The following is a 23,742-nucleotide window of genomic DNA, read 5'->3' on the forward strand; positions in this document are numbered from 1 at the left end:
ACTGTCAGGCCCTTCGCCGCAGCCAAGGCAGAACGGCCCCCAGCAAAGGCAGCGCCAGCAGCAGCATGATGGGCAGCAAGGGCAATTCCCAAGCCAGCAATGCACTGTACAGGCCCAACATCACCAGAACGCTCAAGTTCTCATTGAAGCCTTGGACCGCGATCGATTGGCCAGGATTCATGATCCTCAACCCCCGATGCTGCAGCAAGGCATTCATCGGCACCAACAGCATGCCACCAGCCCAACCCGACAACAGCAACAAGGGCAAAGCCAAGGGCAAGGCATGAACCAGCGCCATCGTCGGTAAAACGGCTGCCAGAACCAGCCCCCATGGCAATGCGCGACGCGCATTGAATATGCGGCTTTGGTAAGCGGCCATGGTGGCGCCGCCCATCACACCCAAGGCGACGACCGCTTGCAAATAGGCCCCTTGCTGCAAAGTCAGTTCTGCGTTGGTTTGCGCCCACCGCAAAACAGCAAATTGCAAAACAGCACCAGAACCCCAGCACAAGGTGGTGACATGCAAAGACATCCCTCCCAAAGGGTCTGCCCACAGCTGCCGGTTGTGCTTCCAAAAAACAGACCATTGCAGGCCACGCCAGGTCAAGGGGATGCACCGACGCGACTTCAATGGCGACACGCCCATGTTGAGCAAGGCCGACACGCCATAAATGCCGCACACCACCCCAAAGGCGTCACGGACCTGTGTACCCACCCACCACTGCGGTCCTGCGCTCCATGAAAGCCATGACGTTTGACCACTGCCCAACTGCCATTGGATCAAGCCCCCACCCAAAGCGACACCCAGCATCACCGACAAAACCACCGAGACTTCCAACCAGGCATTGGCCTTGACCAGCAAACGGGTAGGAACGGCCTCACTGACCAGACCGTATTTGGCGGGCGCATACAAAGCAGCCGCCAAACCGGTCATGGCAAAGGACAACAGCGGGTGAACGCCCGCCAGAAGCAAAAAGACACCCGTGAACTTCAAGAGGTTCATGGCGGCCATCAAGCGGCTTTTAGGAAACGCATCCGCCACTGAACCGGCCACACTGGCCAAAACGACATAAGACAGGGTGAAAGCGAACTTCAGCAAGGGCGCCCACCAAGCCGAGTACCCTTGCTCCTGCAAAAAAAACACGCCCAAAATCATGAACGCGTTGTCGGCCAGCCCACTGGCAAACTGGGCCAGAATCAAAAAATAGAAACCTTTAGGCATGCAGCGGCGCTGGCAACGCCGAAGCTTCGGTCAATTCGTCTCGAACCAATGAAAAGGACAAGGCCAGGTCATTGCGGCGACCCACGCCTTGGTAGGCAATGCCCCAATCGAGCAGGGCCTCTGGGTTATACAAATTGCGGCCATCCAATATGAGCGCATGCCGCATCACCGCCTTCATGGCCGCGAAATCCGGGTTGTGAAAATTCTTCCACTCGGTGAGCACCATCAAGGCGTCCGCGCCTTCCAGCGCCTGCATGTCGTTGGCAGCCAACTCAAATCGCGCCAACTCACCCTCTTCACCTTCAAAATCAAGGCGCAAGGCTTTCATCGCTTCGTGTGAAGCCACAGGGTCATACGCCGTGACGTGGGCGCCACGCTTCAACAACTGGCGAATCACCACCCGACTGGGGGCTTCGCGCATGTCGTCGGTGTTGGGTTTGAAAGCCAGGCCCCAAATGGCAATTTTCCGTCCCGTCAAATCTTCGCCCATGCGCTCAACCAAGCGTTGCACCAGAATCAACTTCTGGCGCTCATTGACCTGCTCTGTCGCACTGACCACGGCCATGCTTTGCCCATGCGCTTTGGCCGTGCTGACCAAGGCTTGGGTATCTTTTGGAAAGCAGCTGCCACCGTAGCCACTGCCTGCGTACAAGAAGCTGTGGCCGATGCGCGTGTCAGCACCAATGCCTCGGCGGATGTGGTCAACGTCGGCACCCAGCACATCGGCCAAATTGGCCATTTCGTTCATGAAAGAGATGCGCGCGGCCAGCATGGCATTGGCAGCGTACTTGGTCAGTTCGGCGCTGCGCACATCCATCCAAACGGTGCGCGCATGGTGGCGGTTGAAACTCGCATACAGATCGCCCATCATGCGCTGGCTCAGTGCTCGGTGCGGGCCGTCGTCCACGCCCACCACAATCCGGTCTGGCCGCATGAAATCGTCAATCGCAGCACCTTCCTTCAGGAACTCCGGGTTGGAAATCACATCAAACTGGTCGGTTGACATGCCACGATGCAGCAATTCGTGTGAAATGGCTGCGCGCACCTTGTCGGCTGTGCCCACTGGCACCGTGGATTTGTTGACCACGAGCTTGAAACTTTTGAGGTGACGGCCGATGGTGGCCGCCACAGACAGCACATGCCCCAAATCGGCAGAGCCATCTTCGGATGGGGGCGTGCCCACGGCGATGAACAAAATATCGCCATGCTCGACGGCGTCGCACGCGTCGCTGGTGAAACGGATGCGTCCGTCAACCCGGTTACGGGCCAACAATTCTTTCAAGCCAGGCTCGAAGATTGGAACTTCACCGTCTTGCAAAGACCGGATTTTGTCTTCATCTTTGTCCATGCAAACAACTTTGAAGCCGAGGTCTGCCAAACAAGCGCCCGTGACCAAACCCACATAACCGGAACCAATGACTGTGACACGCATGACAACTCTCCTGTAGTTGACTGCATGTTCAATTCGGACCGTGAAATGCCCGTGTCAATTCGATGAAATTGCTGTGAAGCTTGCGTCAATCCAAGCTGTTGGACACGCGGCTGAGCGGTAAACACAACTTGAATGTGGCGCCCTGCCCCACCACACTCTCGATGCGGAGCTCTCCGCCATGGCGTTGCATGACGTGTTTGGCGATGGCCAGTCCCAAACCTGTACCACCCGTTTCACGCGAGCGGCTGCGGTCCACCCGGTAAAAACGCTCAGACAAGCGTGGCAGGTGCTCGGCCGCAATGCCAGGGCCTGAATCTTTCACAGCAAACACAGCCCCTTCGGGTGTCAATGACCACTGCAAATGGATGAGCCCACCCAATGGGGTGTAACGGATGGCGTTGTTCACCAGGTTGGACACCGCGCTGAGCAACTCCGAGCGGGAACCGAGCAAGGCCACTTCTGGCACAGGGTCCATCACCAACTGGTGCACCGGTCCATCGGATTTAGACGCCAACAATTCCGTCAACGCCAGGGCATCGTCATGGACATGGTCCATCAATGGGGGCAAGGGCACCTTTTCCTGAACGCTGGGCGCTTGGCTGCCTTCCAGCTGAGACAAGGTCAGCAAATCGGCCACCAAGGACTGCATGCGCTCGGACTGGACCGACATGAGCTGAAGGTACTGCTTCGTCTCGGCAGCATCCAGTGGAATCGATTGCAAGGTTTCCACAAAGCCGCTCAGCACCGTCAAAGGGGTGCGGATCTCGTGCGACACGTTCGCCACAAAATCCCGACGCATCGCATCGGCTTGTGCCAGCGCGGTGATGTCGCGGGTCAAGAGCAGTGAACGGCCTTCGCCATACGCATGCAGCTGCACCGAGAGTTTCTTGACATTGACCACGGAGTTGGTACGGCCCTCGATGATGACCTCGGAGCTGTGCTCGTCTTGCGCGAAGTACTTGGCAAAGACCGGATCTCGCACCAAATGGACAATGTGTTGCATGCGGTCTTTTTGCGCATCCAAACCCAAGTGGGAGGCCGCCGTGTCATTGCACCATTCAATGCGGGAATCCCCATCCAGCAAAACCACGCCATTGGGCGAGGCTTGGATCGCCAGCAAAAAGTCTTTCAGGCGTTTTTCGTGCAAAGCCGCCTGCTTTTCTTGCAGGCGCAATATACGCTGGATGCGTGAGGCCATCTCCAACCAAATCCCTTGCCATGGGGGGTCGCGTTGCAGGTGGGGGGCACTGAGCCACTGGTCAAGGCGGTGAATGCGCCACACCAAAACCACCGCATGCGCGAACAAAGCCAAAGCCGCTGCAGACAATGCACCGACCGTGCCACCCAAGAACCAGCCGGGCACAGCGGCCACCGCCACACCCATCAAGAGATCAAAAACCGAGAAGATCATTCAAGCCCGAATCAAACGGCGGGGGTGTGTGTGAACCTGTAACCTGCACCGCGCACGGTTTCGATCATGGTGCCGGCCTCACCCAAGGATTCGCGCAAACGCTTGACATGCACGTCCACGGTGCGCTCTTCGATGTACACATGGTCACCCCAGACCTTGTCGAGCAAGGCGCCCCGGCTGTGCACGCGCTCTGGATGACGCATCAGGTAATGCAGCAACTTGAACTCGGTGGGACCCACTTTCAAAGGCTTGTCGGCCCAGTTGACGCGGTGCGTGTCGGCATCCAATTGCAGCTCGCCCATTTTGACGACACCGCCCGAAGCCTCAGGGACGCGACGGCGCAACACGGCCCGGATGCGCGCCAAAAGCTCACGCGGAGAAAACGGTTTGACAATGTAGTCGTCAGCACCCGCATCCAGACCTGCAACGCGATCGGCCTCATCGCCACGTGCGGTGAGCATCAAGATGGGCACCGTTTTGGTACGGCTCGAGGCACGCCAACGGCGTGCCAAAGTCAGACCACTTTCACCGGGCAGCATCCAGTCGAGCAAGATCACATCCGGCAAGATTTCATCGAGCTCACGCTGCGCGGTTTCGGCGTCAATGGCCCACACAGGCTGAAAGCCGTTGTGCCGAAGGTTGACCGCAATCAACTCGGCAATCGAGGGTTCATCCTCGACGATCAAGATGCGAGGAGTGGATCTCATTTCACCGCTTTTTCGATCTCGGTCAGGGCGGTGTGTCGGACATCTGCACCCTTGACAACATAAATGACAAATTCGGCAATGTTCTTGGCATGGTCGCCGATGCGTTCAATGGCTTTGGCCACAAACAACAGATCGAGACTGGCCGAGATGGTGCGTGGGTCTTCCATCATGTAAGTGACCAACTTGCGCACAAAGCCATTGAATTCGGCGTCGATCAAGTCGTCTTCTTTTAAGATGACCAAGGCGGTGTTGACATCCAAGCGGGCAAACGCATCCAGGGCTTTGCGCAGCAAACCCGTGGCCAAATCGGCGGCAATCCGCAATTCAGAGGCTGGCAGGTTACGGGGTGTGCCCTGCTCCAAAATCTGCTTAACCATGCGGGCGATGCGCTCGGCCTCATCACCGGCACGCTCCAGGTTACCGGTGATTTTGGAGATGGCCATCAACAAACGCAGGTCGATGGCCGTGGGCTGACGACGTGCAATGATGGACGCCAACTCGGCATCAATTTCCACTTCGAGCTTGTTCACTTGCTTTTCTGTGTCGATGACCTGATCGGCCACCTCCAGGCTGAACTGTGCCAAGGCATAAACGGCATGACGGGTTTGCGACTCCACCAAACCACCCAACTCCAAGACGCGCGAAGACACGCTCGTCAGGTCGGCATCAAATTGACTTGAAATGTGCTTTTCCATTTTTTGCTCCTGATCAGCCGAAACGGCCAGTGATGTAGTCTTCGGTTTCCTGACGGGCAGGCTTCATGAAAATTTGCTCGGTCTGACCAAATTCCATCAATTCACCCAGGTACATATAGGCCGTGAAGTCCGAGACACGTGCCGCTTGCTGCATGTTGTGCGTCACGATGGCCACGGTGTAGTCCTTCTTCAACTCGCTGACCAACTCTTCGACCTTGGCGGTCGAGATGGGATCCAGCGCAGAGGTGGGTTCATCGAGCAAGATGACTTTGGGCTTGACCGCGATGGTGCGGGCAATGCACAAACGCTGCTGCTGTCCGCCAGACAGGGACAAACCACTTTGACCCAATTTGTCTTTGACTTCGTTCCAGATGGCGGCTTTGGTCAAAGCCGACTCGACGCGCTCGTCCATGTCGGCGCGGCTGAGGTTTTCGTACAGGCGCACGCCGAAAGCGATGTTGTCGTAAATCGACATCGGGAAAGGTGTGGGCTTTTGGAACACCATGCCGATTTGGGCGCGCAGCAAGTTCAGGTCTTGCCCTTTGTCCAGGATGTTTTGGCCATAAAAGTTGATTTGACCCTCTGCGCGCTGACCTGGGTACAGGCTGTACATGCGGTTGAGCGTGCGCAACAACGTGGATTTGCCACAACCCGATGGGCCGATGAAGGCCGTGACACGGTTTTCTGCGATGTCCAGGTTGACGTTTTTCAGGCCCTTGAATTTGCCGTAAAAAAAGTCAAGGTTACGGACCTCAAGTGCGTTCTGCGTTGGTTTCTTGTCAGGCATATGGATTCCTGTGAATACGAAAATGATTTTTGGAATTCGGGGGGGCAATCTGCTTCAAACAGATGTCTTTTCCCTGAAGAACACGCGTGCCAAGATGTTGAGCAACAAAACGGCCAAAGTGACCAGCAATGCGCCGCCCCATGCCAATCGGATCCAGTTGTCGTACGGGCTCATGGCGAACTGGTAAATCACCACAGGCAAGTTGGCCATGGGTTTGGTCATGTCGGTGCTGAAAAACTGGTTGTTCAAGGCTGTGAACAGCAGGGGCGCCGTCTCGCCACTGATGCGGGCGACCGCCAGCAACAAGCCAGTGATCACACCACTTTTTGCCGCACGCAAAGTGACAGAAATAGAAACTTTCCAGCGTGGTGCACCCAATGCAAAAGCTGCTTCACGCAAACTGCCAGGCACCAAGCGCAACATGTTTTCTGTGGTTCGCATGACCACAGGCACGGCAATCAAGGACAAAGCCATGCTGCCGGCATAACCCGAGAACTGACCCATTGTGGCCACTGCGATGGCATAGACAAACAAGCCGATCACAATCGATGGCGCGGACAACATGATGTCGGTCACAAAACGCGTCAACTCTGCGGTTTTGCTGGTGTCACCATATTCGGTCAGGTAAATGCCGGCCAAAATACCCACAGGTGTGGCCACCAAAACCGACAAACCCACCATCATCAGACTGCCGACAATCGCATTGCGCAGACCGCCTCCGTCTGTGCCAGGAGCAGGTGTGTCTTTGGTCAACATGTTCCAGTCCAAGGCGGCAAAACCATTGGAGAACAGCACCAGCAAAATCCACATCAACACCGCGATGCCCAGTGCCATCGCCAACATCGAAGTGGCCATGCCCACAGAGTTGGCCACTTGTCGGCGGCGGTAAAGCCCTTGATCCATGTTCATGGCCATATCAGAACCCCTTGGCTTTTTCAGCCCGATTGATCATCCACTTGGCGAGCGCCAAGACCACGAAGGTGATCACAAACAGCAAGAAGCCGAGTGCAAACAACGAAGACATGTGCAAATCGGCTGCCTCGCCAAATTCATTGGCCAATGTCGAAGCGATCGATGTGCCCGGTGAGAATAGTGAAGTGGGCATGCGGTTGGCATTGCCAATCACAAAGGTCACCGCCATGGTCTCACCCAAGGCGCGGCCCAAGCCGAGCATGATGCCGCCGATCACCCCTTTTTGGGTGTAGGGCAACACGATCGCGCGGACAACTTCCCAAGTGGTGCAGCCCAAACCGTAAGCCGACTCGCGCAAGATGGGGGGCGTGATCTCAAACACATCACGCATCACAGCAGCTACAAAGGGCAAAACCATGAACGCCAACACAATGCCTGCAGCCAAGATGCCCATGCCGTTCGGAGCGCCACCAAACAAAAAACCCACCAAAGGCATGCCGCTCATCAAGTCACGCACAGGCACTTGAAAGTAGTCGGCAAACAAGGGGGCAAACACAAACAAACCAAACATGCCGTAAATGATGGAGGGCACAGCGGCCAGCAATTCGATGGCTGTGCCCAAGGGGCGGCGCAGCCAAACTGGGCAGGTTTCGGTCAGAAAAACGGCAACACCGAAGGCCAAGGGCACAGCCAGCAACAAGGCAATACCGGCACTGGTCATGGTTCCTACGATGGCAAATGCTGCGCCAAATTGCTCATTGTTCACATCCCACTCTGCAAACCAGAGAAAGGGCAAGCCAAACTTGGCAAACGTGGGCCAAGCGTTGACAAACAAAGAAATGATGATGCCTGCCAGCGCAGTCAGCACGATCAATGAAAAAAGCTGCGTGGACCTATGAAATACAGCATCTTGCAGCCTTTGCCGCTTGGCCACGACCAGCATTTGACTGCTGTCTTTTGCTGAAGAAAGGGAGGTTTGCATGCGAGAGCCTATCCAACTATGACCATCAATTTGAAAAGGAAATCCGCCGATTGATCACTGGGTCAACCGACGGATACCTGAACTCAAGGAGCAGAATTACTTCTGAATTTGCGACCAGACTTTGGAGCGGATCTCGTTGGTCAAGCTGTCAGGCAAAGCCACGTAGTCCAGATCGTTAGCCAATTTTTTGCCATTCTTGAATGCCCAATCGAAATACTTCAGGGCTTCAGCAGAGGCAGCTTTGTCGGCTGGGTTCTTGTACATCAAGATGAAGGAAGCCGTGCTGATGGGCCAGCTGTTGGCGCCCTTGGCATTCACCATCGAGATGCCCATGCCTGGCACGCTGAACCAGTCGGCGCTGGCGGCAGCTGCAGCGAAAGTCAGGTCATCTGGGCTGACGTATTTGCCATCGGCATTTTGAACTTGCATGAAGTTCATGTTGTTCTTTTTCACGTAAGCGTATTCCACATAACCCACCGAGCCTTTGACGCGGTTGACGTTGGCCGCAACACCTTCGTTGCCCTTGCCGCCCACGGAAGTAGGTGCTGGCCACTTGACGGTGGCGTTTTTACCAGGACCGTCAGCCCACTCTTTGCTCACAGCGCTCAGGTAATCGGTGAAGTTGAATGTGGTGCCAGAGCCATCGGCGCGGTGCACCACGGTGATGATGTCGTTGGGCAGGTTCTTACCGGGGTTCAGAGCGGCGAACTTGGGGTCGTTCCACTTGCTGATCTTGCCGGAGAAAATATCGGCCAACACAGGGCCAGTGACGCGCAACTCACCTGGCTTGAAGCCATCCAAGTTCACGACCGGCACAGTGCCGCCAATGATCATGGGGAACTGAACCATGCCGTCTTTGTCCAAGTCAGCGCCGGACAAAGGTGCGTCGGTGGCACCGAAAGTCACGGTTTTGGCACGGATCTGGCGAATGCCGCCCGAAGAGCCAATCGACTGGTAGTTCAAGCCGACATTGGTGGCCGCTTTGTAGGCTTCCGCCCACTTGGCATAGACCGGGAATGGGAATGTCGCGCCAGCGCCAGTGATGTCAGCGGCCAAGGCCGATGCAGCCATCACGGTGACACCGACCGCTGCAATGAATGATTTCAGTTTCAACATTTGAACTCCTAGTTCAGAGGGGGGGGATTGGGGTTTCTGGTTGTGCAGAAACTCAGCCGACTTTAAAGGCGAATTATGACAATTTGATGTCACACATACGGCGGCCTTGTTTCAGGGCGCGGCAAATGCCTAACCCGACGGGTCACTGGTTGGGCCAAGATGCCAATCCTTGCAGGGCCAGCAGCAAAGCCTGCCCCGCTTGCTCCAAGGTGCCGTTGTTCAAAATCTCAATGGCCCCAAGTGGCACGTCAAAGGCGCTGGCACGCGCCACCCGCTGTTGGATGTCCTCGGGCGTTTCGCGCCCGCGCTGGGTCAAGCGCTGCACCAGCGTGGCCGGATCGGCGGTGATGTGGACCACTTGCAAACCCGAATGGCTTTGCAGGGCCTGGGGCCAGTGGCCGCGTGAGCCATTCACCATCACCCAGTGGCCTTGCTGCAAGGGGGCCAATTCGGCGTGGCGCACGCCGTAGTGCAAACCGTTGGCTTGCCACGCCATGGCAAATGCCGCTTGGTTTTGCAAGCGCTCAAAACCCTGCGCATCGACTTCTTCATGCGCTTCCCCACCGGCAGATGCGGGTCGGGTGATGGTTCTGCGCGCCCAATGCACGGGCATGTCCACAGGCAAATGATCTCGCAACCAGCCCAGCACACTGTCTTTGCCCGCCCCCGAGGGGCCCATCACATAAATCAACCGTGTGTTCATCCGTGCAAATCCATGGTTACTACCAACTCAAAATCGGCGCCTCGCCGAGGCTCGATGAACAGGGCCATCTGCCCAAAACGGCACACAGGCAGTGTTTCAAAACGCGCTTGTGCGGCTTGGAAAAAGGCCGCTTTAACCTCTGGCGGAGATGTGCCCAGTGGCCCGGTCAACGAGAGGTGAAACTGAAAATGGTCCAGCACCCACGGGTAGCCCCATGCCAGCAGCAAGCGGTCTTGTTCGGGCGTCAGGCGGGCTTGGCGGCGGCGCGCCAACTCGGCATCCGGCAAGGGCTGGGCCAGTGGGTGCAACTGCTGCACACAGGCTGCGGCCATGGCATTCAACTGGGTCACGTCGCCTTGTGGGCGCAGGGCCAAAAACCCGCCGTGGTCGCTCACCTGAAGCGGTGGGAGGTCAAAAGCGGGCCATTGGCTGGCCAGTGCCTGCATGGCGCTGCGCAGTGCGGCCAGGCTTTGCCCATTGGCCAAGGTGAACGGCGCTTTGAGGGTGGCGTGCCAGCCGTAGCGGCGCGGGTCGGCGGTCAGGGCTCGCCATTGGGCCGGGTCTAGGCCTGGCATATCGGGCGGGGCATAAGTCGCCCCACTGGCCGCGCATCGCCCCAACCATTGGCTGCCCGCTTGCCACCAGTCGCTGTGGACCTCGGGCACAAAATACACCGCACAGCGGTAGGGCAACAGCTGCTCAGAGTTCATCGTTTTTCACCGTCAAAGTCACGCGGTCACCTGCAAACCAGGCCAAAGCAAATTCAATGGGCACGCCCTCAGGGTCCACGTTCACACTGCTGACCAACAGCACGGGGCGCGTGTTCACTTGGCGCAGCAGAGTCGCCACTTCGGGGCTGGGCATGCGGGCGCTGATGCGGCTTTCTTGCCGCTGGTAGTCGCTCACGCCATGCTGGGCAAACGCTTCGGTGATCGAACCACTTCGGCCCACAGCATCGGCCAGGCCCGCAAAGCGCGGCAGCGGAAAGTAGCGTTCGCTCACATGCAGGGGTTGTCCGGCGCCCTCCCCCAGCACCTGCAGGCAAAGCAAGGGGCTGCCCACACCCACCTTGAGCGCCTGGGCTTGGTCGGCCAGGGCCAAGACGTGGCGCGACTGCAAAATTTGCAAGCCCCCCCGCACACCCGCTTGTGCCAGGCTGTGCCGGTGGCGTGTGCGTTTGCCCAAAGCCAAATCGACCGCAAAGGCCTCAACAAATGTGCCGCGCCCTTGCGTGGAGCGCACCAGGCCACGTTGGCCCAGATGGGCCAAGGAGCGGCGAATGGTGTGCCGGTTGACGCCAAACTGCTCGGCCAATGCGTGTTCGGATGGCAAGCGTTCACCGGGCGTGTACTGGCCTTGCCCGATCGCATCGGCCAATTGCTGGGCGATGCGCGACCAAAAACTGTCGCGCTCGGGCGGCTCTGAGCCAGTGGCATCGATCTGCGGCAAAGTCAGCACCCCAAAAACAGAACCGTTTGTCATGAAAGCTACACATGGATTGCCTAAGCTGGCCAGGTGTTTAAGTTGTATAGACAAGCTACAGGGTGCCACAGCGATGTTTCAATCATTTGACAATGCCGGCGGGCAACGGCCGACCACACGTCCCGAGTGGATGGCCTTGTTGGCCCGAGCGCCGCAGAAATTGCTCGACGGCGCATTGCCCCAGCAAGGCCGCGCAGCCCCGCAGTGGCTGCGCAAACCCGAAACAGGCTTGATGATGGTTCAGGGCCGCGCAGGCGGCACGGGTGAGCGCTTCAACCTGGGCGAAATCACCGTGACCCGCTGTGCTTTGCGCCTGCCCGGCGCGGACGCACAGGCCCCGGTGGGGGTGGCCTATGTGCTGGGTCGCAACCACCGACAAGCGCAACTGGCCGCGATGGCCGACGCCCTGCTGCAAGACCCTGCAGAGCGGGAGTTGCTGGAAGAAAAGCTGTTGAAACCCGTGCGTGAGCACCTGCAGCAGCACCGGGCCGAGCGTCATGACCGAGCCCAAACCACCAAGGTGGACTTTCTCACGGTGGCCCGTGAAGCCGGCAGTGGTGATGACGAAGGAGAAGACGCATGAACGCCCCCATCATCAAAACCCCCGATTTGCAAAACATCGTGGCCGGCTTCGACCACGAGGCCTTTGGCAGCCAAGCGGTGTTTCGTGTGGCGCTGGATGCCTTGTCGCACCCAGGTCGCGTGTTCGACATGCCCCTTGACACGGCGCTGCCGCGTCAAGGTCATTGCGCCGCCGCGGCATTGCTGCTGGGCTTGCTCGACGCCGACACCACCTTGTGGCTGTCGCCGTCGCTGGCCAGCAGCGATGCGCCTGCTTGGTTGCGTTTTCACACCGGTTGCCACATCGTGACCGATGCGGCGGCTGCGCAGTTTGTGTGGGTGGCGCAAGGTGACGACATGCCGCAGCTGAGCAGCCTGCAGTTGGGCAGCGACGCCTACCCCGACCAGTCGGCCACCTGTGTACTCGAAGTGGACAGCCTGCACAGCGATGGCGGTACTTGGCGCTTGCAAGGCCCCGGCATTCCCACAGAGCGAAGCTTGCGCGTGCGTGGCATGGCACCTGAATTTGCCCTGCAATGGGCCGACAACCACGCCAGCTTCCCCAGGGGGGTGGATGTTTACCTTTGCACCGCCACACACATTGCGGGTCTGCCGCGCACCACCCGCATCTTGCCAGCCACGGAGTCCTGACATGTACGTTGCCGTCAAAGGCGGAGAAACCGCCATCCTCAACAGCTACAAGTTGCTCGCCGCACAACGCCGGGGTGACCCTTTGCAGCCCGAACTCACCGTGAGCCAGATCTGCCAGCAGCTCAAGCTCTCGGTGGACCGCGTCATGACCGAAGGCTCGGTCTACGACCCCGAACTGGCCGCGCTGGCCATCAAACAAGCCAGTGGCGACTTGGTCGAGGCCATCTTTCTGTTGCGTGCCTACCGGGCCACCTTGCCGCGTCTGGGCAGCACCTGTCCGCTGGACACCAGCCACATGCAACTGGACCGCCGCATTTCGGCCACTTTCAAAGACTTGCCCGGTGGGCAGGTCTTGGGCCCGACTTACGACTACACCCAGCGCCTGCTCGATTTCAGTTTGTTGGCCGAGGCCCCAACGTTGGACAGCCCAGCCCCAGAAGTGGCCACGGCACCCCTGGCTGACACAGCCGCTGAAGCGGTGCCTCGCGTGGTGGACCTGCTCAACCAAGAAGGCTTGATTGAAAAATTTGAGCCCCAGGCGGGCGACCCCGCGCCTTCTGATTTGACCCGTGAGCCCCTGCGCTTTCCGGCGGGTCGCGCCACCCGTTTGCAAAACCTGGCGCGGGGCGACGAAGGCTTTTTGTTGGCCATGGCCTATTCGACCCAGCGCGGTTATTCACACACCCACCCCTTTGTGGGCGAGGTGCGCTTGGGGCAGGTGGCGGTCGAGATCGAACCCGAGGAGCTGGGGTTTGCCATCTCGATCGGTGACATCGAGATCACCGAATGCGAGATGGTCAACCAGTTTGGCGGCAGCAAGACCGAGCCACCGAAATTCACCCGTGGCTACGGCTTGGCCTTTGGCCACAGCGAGCGCAAAGCCATGGCCATGAGCTTGGTCGACCGCGCTTTGCGCGCCGACGAATTGGGTGAAGCCATCGAGTCACCCGCCCAAATGCAGGAATTCGTGCTCTCGCACAGTGACAGCTTGGAGGCCTCGGGTTTTGTGCAACACCTGAAGTTGCCGCATTACGTGGATTTTCAGTCGGAGCTGGAGCTGGTGCGCAAGATGCGCGCGCAGGGCCATGCGCCTGAAATGGCTTGCGCCACAGCACCCACAGCCGACACCCGCCTGAAGGAAACACCATGAACGCCCCCAGCGAATGGTCAGCAGTGACTGACCTGCGCAACGCCTTGCCGCAGAGCACCGCACCCGATGTGAACTTCGCTTACCTGGACGAGCGCACCAAACGCATGATCCGCCGCGCCATCTTGAAGGCTGTGGCGATTCCGGGTTACCAAGTGCCGTTTGGTTCGCGCGAGATGCCTCTGCCGTACGGATGGGGCACAGGCGGCATCCAGGTCACCGCCTCGGTGATTGGCCCGCAAGACGTGCTCAAGGTCATTGACCAAGGCTCGGACGACACCGTCAACGCCGTCAACATCCGCCGCTTTTTCGAGCGCACAGCGGGTGTGGACACCACCACCCGAACGCACGAGGCCACGCTGATCCAGACGCGCCACCGCATCCCAGAAAAGCCCCTGACCGAAGGGCAAATCATCGTTTACCAAGTGCCGGTGCCCGAGCCCATGCAGCGCCTGGAGCCCCGCGAGACCGAAACCCGCACCCTGCATGGTTTGGCCGAATACGGCTTGATGCATGTGAAGCTGTACGAGGACATTGCGCGCTACGGCCACATCGCCACCACCTACGACTACCCGGTCATGGTGAACCAGCGTTACATCATGTCGCCTTCGCCGATCCCAAAGTTCGACAACCCCAAAATGCACATGAACCCGGCGCTGCAGCTGTTTGGTGCGGGCCGCGAAAAACGCATCTACGCGGTCCCGCCTTACACCCCGGTGGAAAGCCTGGCCTTTGACGACCACCCGTTTGAGGTGCAACAGTGGAACGCCGCTTGTGCGCTGTGCGGCGCCACCGACTCGTTTTTGGACGAAGTCATCACCGATGACAAGGGCGCACGCATGCATGTCTGCTCCGACTCCGATCACTGCCAAACCCGTCAGGACGAAGCAGGCATCGTAGGCACCCCAGCAACGGACGAGTTGGCGCCATGAGCCTGTTGATCCGCGAAGCCACCGAGGACGACTTGCCCGCTGTGCTGGCTTTGTACGCGCAGCCTGCCATGGACAACGGCAAGGTGTTGACACCCGATGAGGCCCAAAGGGTGCTGGCCCAATTTCGCCAATACCCCAGCTACCGTTTGTGGGTGGCGTGTGAGCTTGCATCCGATGCTGCCAACGACGGCGCCGTGGTCGGCACCTACGCCTTGCTCATCATGCACAACTTGGCGCACCAGGGCACGCCCTCGGCCATCGTAGAAGACGTGGTGGTGTGCGCCGCGCGGCAAGGCCAAGGCATTGGCCAGCAGATGATGCAGCACGCGCAGCAGCAAGCGCGGTTGGCCGGTTGTTACAAGCTGGTGCTGTCGTCCAACCAAAAGCGCGAACGCGCACATGCCTTTTACGAGTCGCTGGGTTTTCAGCGGCACGGCTTCAGTTTTGTGATCGGGATTTGAGATGGACACTCTGGACAACCCCTTGCCTTTGCTGCGCGTGCGCGGTGTGGGCAAAAGCTATGGCGAGCGCGTCGCCCTGCACAGTGCCAGCTTCGACCTCTGGCCAGGTGAGGTCATGGCCGTGGTGGGTGAATCGGGCTCGGGCAAAACCACCTTGCTCAATGCGATTGCCGCACGCAGCCGCCCCGATGTCGGGCAGGTCGAGTTTTTGAGCCGCGACGGTCAGCTGCAAGACATTTACCGCATGACCGAAGCGCAGCAGCGTTTGCTGGCCCGCACCGACTGGGGCTTTGTGCACCAAAACGCAGCCGATGGCTTGCGCATGGACGTGTCGGCCGGGGCCAATGTCGGCGAGCGCCTGATGGGCCTGGGCGAGCGGCACTATGGCCAACTGCGCAGCACGGCGCAAGACTGGTTGCAACGGGTCGAAATTGACGCGGCCCGCATCGACGATGTGCCCCGCACCTTTTCGGGCGGCATGCGCCAACGCCTGCAGATTGCACGCAATTTGGTGACACGGCCGCGTTTGGTGTTCATGGACGAACCCACCTCCGGGCTGGATGTGTCGGTGCAAGCGCGCTTGTTGGATTTGCTGCGCCAGCTCACACGCCAAATGCAATTGGCGGTGGTCATCGTCACCCACGATCTGGCCGTGGCCCGCTTGTTGGCCCACCGCATGATGGTCATGCAGCGTGGCCAAGTGGTGGAAGCCGGCCTCACCGACCAGGTGTTGGACGACCCGCAACACCCCTACACCCAATTGCTGGTGTCATCGGTCTTGCAACCTTGAACCTCAGAGAGCTTTTTATGCTGCACATGAAACAGGTGTCCAAGCGCTTCACGCTGCACAACCAAAATGGGGCCGAGCTGCAAGTGCTCCACCAAGTGGACTTGTCGGTGGGGGCGGGCGAGTGCGTGGTGCTGGACGGCCCCTCCGGCATGGGCAAGAGCACATTGCTCAAACTCATTTATGCCAACTACCGTGCCACCAGTGGTCAGATCGAAGTGCGCCAAGCCAGTGGCGGCGTGCTGGATCTGACGCAAGCGACCCCCCGCGAGTTGGTGCGCATGCGCCGCGACACGGTGGGCTATGTCAGCCAGTTTTTGCGCGTCATTCCCCGGGTGTCGGCGCTGGATGTCGTGGCCGAGCCCTTGATCGAAGACGCGGCGGACCAGCCCGAGGCGATCGAAGCCGCCAGGGCACAAGCCCGTGTGTGGCTGACCCGCTTGCGCATTCCTGAGCGCTTGTGGCACTTGCCCCCCGCCACCTTCTCGGGTGGTGAACAGCAGCGCATCAACATTGCACGCAACATGATCAAACCCCGCCCCATCCTTTTGTTGGACGAGCCGACCGCTTCGCTGGATGCGGCCAACACCCAAACCGTGATCGACTTGATCCATGAGGCCGTGGGCCGGGGTGCCGCATTGGTGGGCATCTTCCATGACGCGCATGTGGGCGCTGCAGTGGCCACGCGCCGCATCGATGTGGCCCAGTTCAGGAGCGCCGCATGAGCCAAGCGATGTTGGGTTCCGCCGTCTTCAAAAATGCCCGCTTGGTCTTGCCCACCGAAGTGGTGCAAGGCAGTGTGGCCGCCCAGGGCGGTCGCATCCATTCGGTGGACCAGGGCCCCGCCTCTGACGCGCAAGGCTGGGACCTGGAGGGCGACTACCTCATGCCCGGTTTTGTCGAGATGCACACCGACAACTTCGAGCGCCACCTCATGCCTCGGCCCAAAGTGCAGTGGGCCGAAATGCCCGCCTTGATCGCGCACGACGCCGAAGTGACGGCTGCGGGCATCACCACCGTGTTTGACGCATTGGGCGTGGGCGATGCCGACCCCGACAGCTTGCGCGGCAGCACCTGGGACACGGTGATCAGCACGATCGAGCAGTGCACCCAGCAAAACCTGCTGCGGGCCGACCACCATTTGCATGTGCGCTGCGAGTTGCCTGCGCCCAACACCATCGATTTGTTCAAGCCCTTTCAGGGTCATCCACGACTGTCGCTGATTTCGCTGATGGACCACACGCCAGGGCAGCGCCAATGGGAAAACATCGAGGTGGCCCGGGTGTACTACACCGGCAAAAAAGGCTGGTCCAACGAAAAGTTTGAACGCCAAGTGGCCTTGTCTGCCGAGTTGCAAGACCGTTATGCCCAGCCGCACCGTGCCTATTTTGTGGATTACTGCCGCAGCCACGGCATCGCCTTGGCCAGCCATGACGACACCACCGTGGCCCATGTGGAACAGGCCCACGCAGAAGGCGCGAGCATGTCGGAGTTTCCGACCACTTTGTTGGCGGCGCGTACCGCGCACACGCATGGCTTGCTCAATGTGATGGGTGGGCCCAACGTGGTGCGGGGCGGCTCGCATTCCGGCAACGTGGCCGCGTCCGAGTTGGCCCGTCACGGCCTGCTTGACATTTTGTCGTCCGATTACGTGCCCGGCAGCATGCTGAGCGCCGTGCTTCGGTTGGTGGACGACGGCATCTTGACCCTGCCGCAAGCCGTCGCCACTGTCTCGCACAACCCGGCGCAAGCCACAGGCCTGAAAGACCGGGGCCAGATTGCCCAGGGCTTGCGGGCTGATTTGATCCAGGTGCGTGTGGTGGAGATGGCCCAAGGCCAACGCCATGCGGTGGTGCGTGCGGTGTGGCGAGAAGGCATTCGGGTCCTTTGACCGCCTGATGCACGCGACCCCAAATGTTTGTCACGCATTTTTCATGCACTGTACATAAACTGACATTTTTCTCGGATGCCCATCTTGATTGATCTCATGCGCCTCATCAGGTGTACGGCCCTGCTGGTGTTGGCTTTTGGCTTGAGCGCTTGTGTGCCACGTCAATTGCTGGTCAATGGTGCGGCCGACGCACTGTCGGCGCAAGGCCAGGCCGAAGAACAAGACATCGGTCTGGCCCGTGAGGCCAGTGCTTTTTATCTGAAGTTGTCCGAGTCTTTGCTGCGACAGTCGCCGGGGCATTTGGCTTTGGCCGAATCGGTGGCTTCAGGTTTCACGCAATATGCCTATGCCTTTGTGGCCTCGGAAGCCGAGCGTTTGGTGAGTCAAGACGCCAAAGCTGCACACCAACTCAACGAACGTGCCCGTCGCCTTTACCAGCGAGCGCACCGCCATGCCATGGCCGCCTTGGTCCTTTCTCAGCCTGGATTGATGGCGGCTTTGGCCCAACCCACGGGCCTGCCCGCTGGGATGATCAAACCCGAACAATTGGGCGTGGCCTATTGGGCAGCGGCGTCTTGGGGGGCCTGTATTGCCTTGTCCAAAGACGATCCGGATGCCGTGGCCGACTTGCCTTTGGCGGTTCGTTTGGCGGAAGGTGTTTGGCGCACCTCGCCCAGCTTTGGCCAAGGCGCTGCGGCCAGCCTCATGGGCAACTTCGAGGCGGCACGGCCCGGTGGTTCCATGGTCAAGGCCGCCGCCTACTTCGACCAAGCCATTCAGGCCGGTGACGGCCAAAACCCAGCCCCTTATGTAGCCAAAGCCGAGGCGATAGCGCAGCCCGCGGGTGATCGTCAAGCCTTTGAAGCCCTGTTGCAACAGGCCTTGTCGGTGAGTGCTCAGCGCATGGATGTGTCCAGCCAAGTGATGCGTCACCGTGCGCAGTGGCTGCTGGACAGTGCAGATGATCTTTTTTGAATGGACTCAATGATGCGTTGGATGCATGGCCCTGTATGGAAAAAATGTGCGAGCGCCTTGCTGCTGGGCTTGCTGCTCCTGAATGCTTCAGGGTCTCAAGCTGCTGAAAAATCCTTGCGCATCGGGTCTTTGGTCCCGAAAAATTCTTTGTACCACCGCCAATTGCTCGACATTGCTGAGAGCTGGCGGACGGCGCAAGGTGCGGGCGCCAAGTTCCTGGTCTACCCCGATGGCAGCCAAGGCGGCGAGGCCGAAATGGCACGCCGCATGCGCATTGGACAGCTGCAAGGGGCCTTGTTGTCGGTGGTGGGTTTGCGTGAAATTGAACCCTCCATCGCGGCCCTGCAGTCAATGCCCCTGTTGTTTCGCAACTGGGAAGAGCTGGACTACGTGCGCGAGAAAATGCGCCTGGCCATGGAAAAGAAGTTTTTGGACAAAGGCTTTGTGGTCTTGGCTTGGGGCGACGCGGGTTGGGTGCGGTTCTTCTCCAAAGAAGCGGCCGTCAGACCCGACGATTACAAGCGCATGAAGTTCTTTGCATGGGGCTCCGAGCCCGACCAGCAAGCCATCATGAAAAGCCTGGGCTACACCCCGGTGCCCTTGGAGACCACAGACATCTTGCCCGCGATCCAGACGGGCATGATCAATGTGGTCCCCTCCACGCCTTACTTTGCTTTGGCCACCCAGGTGTACAACACCGCGCCGCACATGCTGGAGATCAACTGGGCACCGATTGTGGGCGCTTTGGTGGTGACCCGAAAAGCCTGGGACGACATGTCGCCAGCAGTTCAGCAGGCCGTACGCACGGCCAGCGACAAAGCCGGTGCACAAATTCGCACCAAGGCTCGCCAAGAGGTCGAAGAGGCCGTTGACGCGATGAAAAAGCGCGGCCTCACCGTGCACAAGCCCAACGCCGATCAAATGAAAGAATGGAACGAGTTGGCCGACAAGCTGTATCCGCGCATCCGCGGCACCATGGTGCCTGCCGAGACTTTCGATGAAGTCATGGCCCACATCAAAACCTTCCGCACTGGCAAAGCCAAGTGAAGCGTTTGCTGAGCATGGTGCAGCGCCCAAAGCACTGGGCACCGCTGGACGAGACGCTGTCTTCGACCGCATTGCTGTTGATGGTGCTGATCCCGGTGTTTGAAATTCTGATGCGACCTTGGATGGGCCGTGGCATCGAAAACGCCCCGGTGTTGGTGCAGCACTTGGGGCTGGTGCTGACCATGTGGGGCGCACTGGCCGCTGAGCGGCATGGCCACTTGACGACCCTGGGGGGTGGTTTCAGTGGCAAAGCGGTGCATCGGGCATGGGCCGATGGACTGGGCCATGGCCTGGCTGCGGGGGTCTGCGGCATGCTGGCCATGAGCAGCTGGCGACTGGTGGACAGTGAGCGCGAGGTGGCGCAAGTCTTGGCCTACGGTGTACCCACATGGTGGATACAGGCGAGCATGCCGGTGGGTTTTGCCTTGTTGGGTTTCAAGTTGGGTGCCCGCATTGCCCGGGGTACTGTGCTGCGCGGCGTGTTGGGTGTGCTCTTGCCCTTGTGCGGTGCCGGCTTGGCCGCGCAATTCGACGGTGCCTCCGTCCCTTTGTGGCCCTGCGCCTTGTTGTTGGGGGCGGCCTTGCTGGCTGGCGCGCCCATCTTCGCAGTCTTGGGGGGTTTGGCTTTGGCCTTGTTTTGGCAAGACGGCATGCCCCTGGCAACGGTGGCGCTGTCCCATTACCAAATCACCGTGAACCCTTCCTTGCCGGCATTGCCCTTGTTCACCTTGGCAGGCCTGGTGTTTGCCCGCACAGGTGCGGCCCAACGCTTGGGGCAATTGTTTGTGGCCCTCATGGGGCAAGGCACCACCGGCACCGTGGTGGCCAGCGCCGTGCTGTGCTCCTGTTTCACGGCATTTACGGGGGGCAGTGGCGTGACCATCTTGGCCCTGGGCGGTTTGCTGCTGCCTTTGTTGCGCAACGCCGGTTACCCCGAGGGGCGTGGCATCAGCTTGGTCACCAGTGCCAGTGCGCTGGGGGTGTTGTTGGCGCCTTCGGTGCCGCTCATCATGTACGCCATCATTGCCCGTGTGCCCATCAACACCATGTTCTTGGCGGGTTTGTTGCCGGCCTTGGTGATGGTGGTTTTCTTGTTGGTCTTTGGCGGCTATTTGCGGCGTGCGCCTGGGAGCCGACCAAGCGCTGTCCCTGATCCTGCAGCACCCGCGGCCAACACCCTTCGGTTTTGGCCTGCGGCCTGGGCTGCCAAATGGGAAATTTTGGCGCCCGTGGTGGCCATCGGTTCTTTGGTCAGTGGCTTGGCCACACCCACCGAAAGTGCTGCCGTCACCGCCTTGTATGCCATCTTGACGCAAGCTTGGGCGCACCGGGAGTTGGGGCTGCGCTTGCTGGGCAAATGCTTGAGCGAATCAGCCCAAATCATCGGCGGTGTCTTGCTGATTTTGGGCATGGCTTTGGCGTTGACCAATTACCTGATTGACGCGGGCATCCCGGATGCGGCCATAGAGGCGGTGCAAAGCGCCATCCCCAACCAATTCATGTTCATGCTGGCACTGACAGTCTTTTTGCTGCTGGCCGGAGCGCTCATGGAGATCTATGCCGCCATCGTGGTGCTGGTGCCCTTGTTGCTGCCTGTGGCCATGAGCTATGGCATCGACCCGGTGCATTTCGGCATTGTGTTCTTAGCGGCCATGGAAATGGGCTTCTTGTGCCCACCCGCTGGCATGAACATCTTCTTTTCGTCCGCCATGTTTGGCAAACCCGTGCGCGAGGTGGCAACAGCCGTCTTGCCCGCTTTGCTGGCCATCTTCTTGGGCACTTTGGCCATTGCTTCGGTGCCCTGGTTGGCAACGGGCTTGCCTGAATGGTTCAGGGCGTGACATTCAATCTTCCCAAAGGTGTCAAAAGCCTGTCACAAAGCCTGTTCAAACTGCGCTTGTATAGACATCTTTCGGAGTCATCATGGCCTTGCGCATCCAAAATCTCAACAAGCATTTTGCCAACGGCAAACATGCTCTGCGCGACATTGACCTGAACATTGCAGACGGGGAAATGGTGGCCCTGATCGGTGCGTCGGGCTCGGGCAAATCGACCTTGTTGCGCATGGTGGCGGGCCTCTTGGCGGCCGATGCCGGACCGGGTTCTGTGATCGAAGTGAACGGCCATTGCGTGCAAAAAGAAGGCCGCATCGTCGGTGACATCCGCACCATCCGCTCCCAAGTCGGCTTTGTTTTCCAGCAGTTCAATTTGGTGGACCGTTTGCCGGTCTTGGTGAATGTGCTGGTGGGGCGCTTGCATGCCATGCCTTGGCTGCGCGGCGTGATGGGCTGGTTCAATGCGCAAGAGCGTTCGGCCGCCTTGGCCGCCTTGGAGCGCGTCGGCATTTTGGATTGCCACCCACAACGCGCCTCCACCCTGTCGGGCGGCCAGCAGCAACGCGCCGCCATTGCCCGCACCTTGGTGCAGGGTGCCAAGCTGGTCCTGGCGGATGAGCCAATTGCGTCACTGGACCCTGAATCTTCGCGCAAAGTGATGGAAATTTTGTCCACCATTCAGCGCGAAGACGGCCGCACGGTCATCGTGTCCTTGCACCAGGTGGACATGGCCATTCGCTATTGCCCCCGCGTGATCGCCTTGAACCAAGGCCAGGTGATTTACGACGGCCCTGCAGCTGCCCTGACACCCGCTTTGCTGCGTGACCTCTACGGCATGCAGGCCGACGAGTTTTTGAGTGGCAGCGAGCTGCTCGTTTCTGCCCAAGCACAGACACCTGCCCCAACTTTGGCGTGGTCCAACACCTTGGCCCACGCCGCCTGATTCATTCTTTCAACCTCACTGGAGCTTTTACATGTTCAAGAAAACTTTCGCTGCTTTGGCCATTGGCCTGAGCTTCACAGCCGCCATGGCGCAAGAAGTCAATTTCGGCATCATTTCTACCGAAGCCACGCAAAACCTGAAAGCCGACTGGCAGCCCTTGCTGGACGACATGGAAAAGCAAACTGGCCTCAAGGTCAAGGCATTTTTCGCCCCTGACTACGCCGGCATCATTGAAGGCATGCGCTTCAACAAAGTGCAAATCGCCTGGATGGGGAATAAGTCGGCCATGGAAGCTGTGGACCGCTCCAACGCAGAAGTATTTGCCCAGATGGTCAACGCCGACGGCACACAGGGCTACTACTCGCACCTGATCGTGCACAAGGACAGCCCCTTGAAGAACCTGAACGACCTGTTCAGCAACGCCAAAAATCTGAGCTTCGGCAATGGCGACCCCAACTCGACATCGGGTTTCCTGGTTCCAGGCTTTTATGTGTTTGCCCAAAACAAAGTGGACGCCAAAACGGCTTTCAAAATCGCACGCAGTGCCAACCATGAAGCCAATGCCTTGGCAGTGGCCAACAAACAAGTCGATGTGGCCACCAACAACAGCGAAAACCTGGACAAAATCAAAGAGCGTCAACCCGCCAAGTTCAATGAAATCAAAATCATCTGGACTTCACCTTTGATTCCCTTGGACCCCTTGGTCATGAGCAAGAACTTGCCCGAAGCAACCAAGACCAAAATCAAGACCTTCTTTTACAACTACGCCAAGACCGATGCCCGTGAAAAAGACATCGTGATGAAGATCTCCAAATTTTCTGGCTTCAAGGCTTCCACCAACGAACAGCTCAAGCCCATTCGTCAGCTGGACTTCTTTGGCCAGCGTAACAAAGTCGAAAGCGACACCACCTTGTCTGCCGCTGAAAAGCAAACCAAGCTGGCCGACATCGACCAAAAATTGGCTGCACTGAAGTAATTTGACCGCCCTTGATGTTGGCTTCGCCGTGCACCACCTGTGCATGTCGAAGCCACATTTTTATGGACCGCATGTTGGGTCCATTTG

General features: G+C 59.0%; 25 protein-coding genes. 13 read left to right on the forward strand and 12 right to left on the reverse strand.

Translation table 11 applies throughout. The features are described 5' to 3' along the window. Nucleotides 1-4: 4 nt before the first annotated feature. From lplT to phnF, 12 genes are all read right to left on the reverse strand, one after another. Nucleotides 5-1,222 carry a lysophospholipid transporter LplT gene (gene lplT / locus B9Z31_RS04950; RefSeq protein ID WP_100118464.1) on the reverse strand — a complete coding sequence of 406 codons (1,218 nt, stop codon included), beginning with the start codon at nucleotides 1,220-1,222 and terminating at the stop codon, nucleotides 5-7. Next, complete coding sequence (locus B9Z31_RS04955; RefSeq protein ID WP_100118465.1) at nucleotides 1,215-2,654, reverse strand: UDP-glucose/GDP-mannose dehydrogenase family protein; 1,440 nt, start codon at nucleotides 2,652-2,654, stop codon at nucleotides 1,215-1,217. Before B9Z31_RS04955 ends, lplT begins: the two co-directional genes overlap by 8 nt. An 85-nt stretch (nucleotides 2,655-2,739) precedes the next feature. After that, on the reverse strand, nucleotides 2,740-4,065 hold the full coding sequence (phoR, locus tag B9Z31_RS04960) for a phosphate regulon sensor histidine kinase PhoR (protein ID WP_100118466.1): 1,326 nt from the start codon (nucleotides 4,063-4,065) through the stop codon (nucleotides 2,740-2,742). Nucleotides 4,066-4,076: 11 nt separating this feature from the next. Continuing rightward, entirely contained in the window at nucleotides 4,077-4,772 is a 696-nt protein-coding gene (phoB, locus tag B9Z31_RS04965) for a phosphate regulon transcriptional regulator PhoB (protein WP_100118467.1), read from the reverse strand. Beyond that, complete coding sequence (phoU, locus tag B9Z31_RS04970) at nucleotides 4,769-5,467, reverse strand: phosphate signaling complex protein PhoU (RefSeq protein WP_100118468.1); 699 nt, start codon at nucleotides 5,465-5,467, stop codon at nucleotides 4,769-4,771. Before phoU ends, phoB begins: the two co-directional genes overlap by 4 nt. A gap of 13 nt (nucleotides 5,468-5,480) precedes the next feature. Beyond that, nucleotides 5,481-6,254 carry a phosphate ABC transporter ATP-binding protein PstB gene (pstB, locus tag B9Z31_RS04975; RefSeq protein WP_100118469.1) on the reverse strand — a complete coding sequence of 258 codons (774 nt, stop codon included), beginning with the start codon at nucleotides 6,252-6,254 and terminating at the stop codon, nucleotides 5,481-5,483. Between the two features lie 54 nt (nucleotides 6,255-6,308). Continuing rightward, entirely contained in the window at nucleotides 6,309-7,163 is an 855-nt protein-coding gene (gene pstA / locus B9Z31_RS04980; RefSeq protein WP_100118739.1) for a phosphate ABC transporter permease PstA, read from the reverse strand. A gap of 7 nt (nucleotides 7,164-7,170) precedes the next feature. Continuing rightward, the gene (pstC, locus tag B9Z31_RS04985) at nucleotides 7,171-8,148 is read right to left on the reverse strand and encodes a phosphate ABC transporter permease subunit PstC (RefSeq protein ID WP_100118470.1); all 978 of its coding nucleotides are present in this window, start codon (nucleotides 8,146-8,148) and stop codon (nucleotides 7,171-7,173) included. 96 nt (nucleotides 8,149-8,244) lie between these two features. Further along, on the reverse strand, nucleotides 8,245-9,264 hold the full coding sequence (gene pstS / locus B9Z31_RS04990) for a phosphate ABC transporter substrate-binding protein PstS (protein WP_100118471.1): 1,020 nt from the start codon (nucleotides 9,262-9,264) through the stop codon (nucleotides 8,245-8,247). A gap of 142 nt (nucleotides 9,265-9,406) precedes the next feature. Beyond that, complete coding sequence (gene phnN / locus B9Z31_RS04995) at nucleotides 9,407-9,967, reverse strand: phosphonate metabolism protein/1,5-bisphosphokinase (PRPP-forming) PhnN (protein WP_100118472.1); 561 nt, start codon at nucleotides 9,965-9,967, stop codon at nucleotides 9,407-9,409. Next, nucleotides 9,964-10,677, reverse strand: coding sequence for a DUF1045 domain-containing protein (locus tag B9Z31_RS05000; RefSeq protein ID WP_100118473.1), 714 nt, complete (start codon nucleotides 10,675-10,677; stop codon nucleotides 9,964-9,966). Before B9Z31_RS05000 ends, phnN begins: the two co-directional genes overlap by 4 nt. Continuing rightward, nucleotides 10,667-11,449: a phosphonate metabolism transcriptional regulator PhnF gene (phnF, locus tag B9Z31_RS05005; RefSeq protein WP_233200750.1), complete on the reverse strand. Its 783-nt coding sequence runs from the start codon at nucleotides 11,447-11,449 to the stop codon at nucleotides 10,667-10,669. The genes B9Z31_RS05000 and phnF overlap by 11 nt, the downstream gene beginning before the upstream one ends. A gap of 73 nt (nucleotides 11,450-11,522) precedes the next feature. Here phnF and phnG point away from each other — a divergent pair, with 73 nt between their 5' ends. The 13 genes from phnG (at nucleotide 11,523) to phnD (ending at nucleotide 23,655) form a co-directional block, all read left to right on the forward strand. After that, a complete protein-coding gene (phnG, locus tag B9Z31_RS05010) occupies nucleotides 11,523-12,032 on the forward strand; it encodes a phosphonate C-P lyase system protein PhnG (RefSeq protein ID WP_100118474.1) in 510 nt (169 codons plus the stop codon). Further along, nucleotides 12,029-12,661 carry a phosphonate C-P lyase system protein PhnH gene (phnH, locus tag B9Z31_RS05015; RefSeq protein ID WP_100118475.1) on the forward strand — a complete coding sequence of 211 codons (633 nt, stop codon included), beginning with the start codon at nucleotides 12,029-12,031 and terminating at the stop codon, nucleotides 12,659-12,661. Before phnG ends, phnH begins: the two co-directional genes overlap by 4 nt. Before the next feature lies 1 nt (nucleotide 12,662). Next, on the forward strand, nucleotides 12,663-13,811 hold the full coding sequence (locus tag B9Z31_RS05020; RefSeq protein WP_100118476.1) for a carbon-phosphorus lyase complex subunit PhnI: 1,149 nt from the start codon (nucleotides 12,663-12,665) through the stop codon (nucleotides 13,809-13,811). Beyond that, on the forward strand, nucleotides 13,808-14,740 hold the full coding sequence (locus B9Z31_RS05025) for an alpha-D-ribose 1-methylphosphonate 5-phosphate C-P-lyase PhnJ (protein WP_100118477.1): 933 nt from the start codon (nucleotides 13,808-13,810) through the stop codon (nucleotides 14,738-14,740). Before B9Z31_RS05020 ends, B9Z31_RS05025 begins: the two co-directional genes overlap by 4 nt. Then, nucleotides 14,737-15,201, forward strand: coding sequence for a GNAT family N-acetyltransferase (locus B9Z31_RS05030; RefSeq protein WP_100118478.1), 465 nt, complete (start codon nucleotides 14,737-14,739; stop codon nucleotides 15,199-15,201). Before B9Z31_RS05025 ends, B9Z31_RS05030 begins: the two co-directional genes overlap by 4 nt. Nucleotide 15,202: 1 nt before the next feature. Next, the gene (phnK, locus tag B9Z31_RS05035) at nucleotides 15,203-15,991 is read left to right on the forward strand and encodes a phosphonate C-P lyase system protein PhnK (RefSeq protein WP_100118479.1); all 789 of its coding nucleotides are present in this window, start codon (nucleotides 15,203-15,205) and stop codon (nucleotides 15,989-15,991) included. Between the two features lie 17 nt (nucleotides 15,992-16,008). Further along, on the forward strand, nucleotides 16,009-16,713 hold the full coding sequence (phnL, locus tag B9Z31_RS05040) for a phosphonate C-P lyase system protein PhnL (RefSeq protein ID WP_100118480.1): 705 nt from the start codon (nucleotides 16,009-16,011) through the stop codon (nucleotides 16,711-16,713). Next, the gene (locus B9Z31_RS05045; RefSeq protein WP_100118481.1) at nucleotides 16,710-17,879 is read left to right on the forward strand and encodes an alpha-D-ribose 1-methylphosphonate 5-triphosphate diphosphatase; all 1,170 of its coding nucleotides are present in this window, start codon (nucleotides 16,710-16,712) and stop codon (nucleotides 17,877-17,879) included. The genes phnL and B9Z31_RS05045 overlap by 4 nt, the downstream gene beginning before the upstream one ends. A gap of 96 nt (nucleotides 17,880-17,975) precedes the next feature. After that, nucleotides 17,976-18,854: a TRAP transporter TatT component family protein gene (locus B9Z31_RS05050; RefSeq protein ID WP_233200752.1), complete on the forward strand. Its 879-nt coding sequence runs from the start codon at nucleotides 17,976-17,978 to the stop codon at nucleotides 18,852-18,854. 12 nt (nucleotides 18,855-18,866) lie between these two features. Further along, complete coding sequence (gene dctP, locus B9Z31_RS05055; RefSeq protein ID WP_233200754.1) at nucleotides 18,867-19,901, forward strand: TRAP transporter substrate-binding protein DctP; 1,035 nt, start codon at nucleotides 18,867-18,869, stop codon at nucleotides 19,899-19,901. Beyond that, on the forward strand, nucleotides 19,898-21,742 hold the full coding sequence (locus tag B9Z31_RS05060; protein ID WP_233200756.1) for a TRAP transporter large permease subunit: 1,845 nt from the start codon (nucleotides 19,898-19,900) through the stop codon (nucleotides 21,740-21,742). The genes dctP and B9Z31_RS05060 overlap by 4 nt, the downstream gene beginning before the upstream one ends. An 82-nt stretch (nucleotides 21,743-21,824) precedes the next feature. Further along, nucleotides 21,825-22,679, forward strand: coding sequence for a phosphonate ABC transporter ATP-binding protein (gene phnC / locus B9Z31_RS05065; RefSeq protein WP_100118484.1), 855 nt, complete (start codon nucleotides 21,825-21,827; stop codon nucleotides 22,677-22,679). A gap of 31 nt (nucleotides 22,680-22,710) precedes the next feature. Beyond that, nucleotides 22,711-23,655 carry a phosphonate ABC transporter substrate-binding protein gene (phnD, locus tag B9Z31_RS05070; RefSeq protein ID WP_100118485.1) on the forward strand — a complete coding sequence of 315 codons (945 nt, stop codon included), beginning with the start codon at nucleotides 22,711-22,713 and terminating at the stop codon, nucleotides 23,653-23,655. The last annotated feature ends 87 nt before the right edge of the window (nucleotides 23,656-23,742 follow it).

The organism is Limnohabitans sp. G3-2 (assembly GCF_002778275.1).
In the GTDB taxonomy this organism is placed as follows: Bacteria; Pseudomonadota; Gammaproteobacteria; order Burkholderiales; family Burkholderiaceae_C; genus Limnohabitans_A.

Excerpts from the sequence above, each read along its gene's own strand:
- lplT (WP_100118464.1), bottom strand. The coding sequence starts at position 1,222 with ATGCCTAAAGGTTTCTATTTTTTGATTCTGGCCCAGTTTGCCAGTGGG.
- B9Z31_RS04955 (WP_100118465.1), bottom strand. The coding sequence starts at position 2,654 with ATGCGTGTCACAGTCATTGGTTCCGGTTATGTGGGTTTGGTCACGGGC.
- phoR (WP_100118466.1), bottom strand. The coding sequence starts at position 4,065 with ATGATCTTCTCGGTTTTTGATCTCTTGATGGGTGTGGCGGTGGCCGCT.
- phoB (WP_100118467.1), bottom strand. The coding sequence starts at position 4,772 with ATGAGATCCACTCCTCGCATCTTGATCGTCGAGGATGAACCCTCGATT.
- phoU (WP_100118468.1), bottom strand. The coding sequence starts at position 5,467 with ATGGAAAAGCACATTTCAAGTCAATTTGATGCCGACCTGACGAGCGTG.
- pstB (WP_100118469.1), bottom strand. The coding sequence starts at position 6,254 with ATGCCTGACAAGAAACCAACGCAGAACGCACTTGAGGTCCGTAACCTT.
- pstA (WP_100118739.1), bottom strand. The coding sequence starts at position 7,163 with ATGAACATGGATCAAGGGCTTTACCGCCGCCGACAAGTGGCCAACTCT.
- pstC (WP_100118470.1), bottom strand. The coding sequence starts at position 8,148 with ATGCAAACCTCCCTTTCTTCAGCAAAAGACAGCAGTCAAATGCTGGTC.
- pstS (WP_100118471.1), bottom strand. The coding sequence starts at position 9,264 with ATGTTGAAACTGAAATCATTCATTGCAGCGGTCGGTGTCACCGTGATG.
- phnN (WP_100118472.1), bottom strand. The coding sequence starts at position 9,967 with ATGAACACACGGTTGATTTATGTGATGGGCCCCTCGGGGGCGGGCAAA.
- B9Z31_RS05000 (WP_100118473.1), bottom strand. The coding sequence starts at position 10,677 with ATGAACTCTGAGCAGCTGTTGCCCTACCGCTGTGCGGTGTATTTTGTG.
- phnF (WP_233200750.1), bottom strand. The coding sequence starts at position 11,449 with ATGACAAACGGTTCTGTTTTTGGGGTGCTGACTTTGCCGCAGATCGAT.
- phnG (WP_100118474.1), top strand. The coding sequence starts at position 11,523 with ATGTTTCAATCATTTGACAATGCCGGCGGGCAACGGCCGACCACACGT.
- phnH (WP_100118475.1), top strand. The coding sequence starts at position 12,029 with ATGAACGCCCCCATCATCAAAACCCCCGATTTGCAAAACATCGTGGCC.
- B9Z31_RS05020 (WP_100118476.1), top strand. The coding sequence starts at position 12,663 with ATGTACGTTGCCGTCAAAGGCGGAGAAACCGCCATCCTCAACAGCTAC.
- B9Z31_RS05025 (WP_100118477.1), top strand. The coding sequence starts at position 13,808 with ATGAACGCCCCCAGCGAATGGTCAGCAGTGACTGACCTGCGCAACGCC.
- B9Z31_RS05030 (WP_100118478.1), top strand. The coding sequence starts at position 14,737 with ATGAGCCTGTTGATCCGCGAAGCCACCGAGGACGACTTGCCCGCTGTG.
- phnK (WP_100118479.1), top strand. The coding sequence starts at position 15,203 with ATGGACACTCTGGACAACCCCTTGCCTTTGCTGCGCGTGCGCGGTGTG.
- phnL (WP_100118480.1), top strand. The coding sequence starts at position 16,009 with ATGCTGCACATGAAACAGGTGTCCAAGCGCTTCACGCTGCACAACCAA.
- B9Z31_RS05045 (WP_100118481.1), top strand. The coding sequence starts at position 16,710 with ATGAGCCAAGCGATGTTGGGTTCCGCCGTCTTCAAAAATGCCCGCTTG.
- B9Z31_RS05050 (WP_233200752.1), top strand. The coding sequence starts at position 17,976 with ATGCGCCTCATCAGGTGTACGGCCCTGCTGGTGTTGGCTTTTGGCTTG.
- dctP (WP_233200754.1), top strand. The coding sequence starts at position 18,867 with ATGCGTTGGATGCATGGCCCTGTATGGAAAAAATGTGCGAGCGCCTTG.
- phnC (WP_100118484.1), top strand. The coding sequence starts at position 21,825 with ATGGCCTTGCGCATCCAAAATCTCAACAAGCATTTTGCCAACGGCAAA.
- phnD (WP_100118485.1), top strand. The coding sequence starts at position 22,711 with ATGTTCAAGAAAACTTTCGCTGCTTTGGCCATTGGCCTGAGCTTCACA.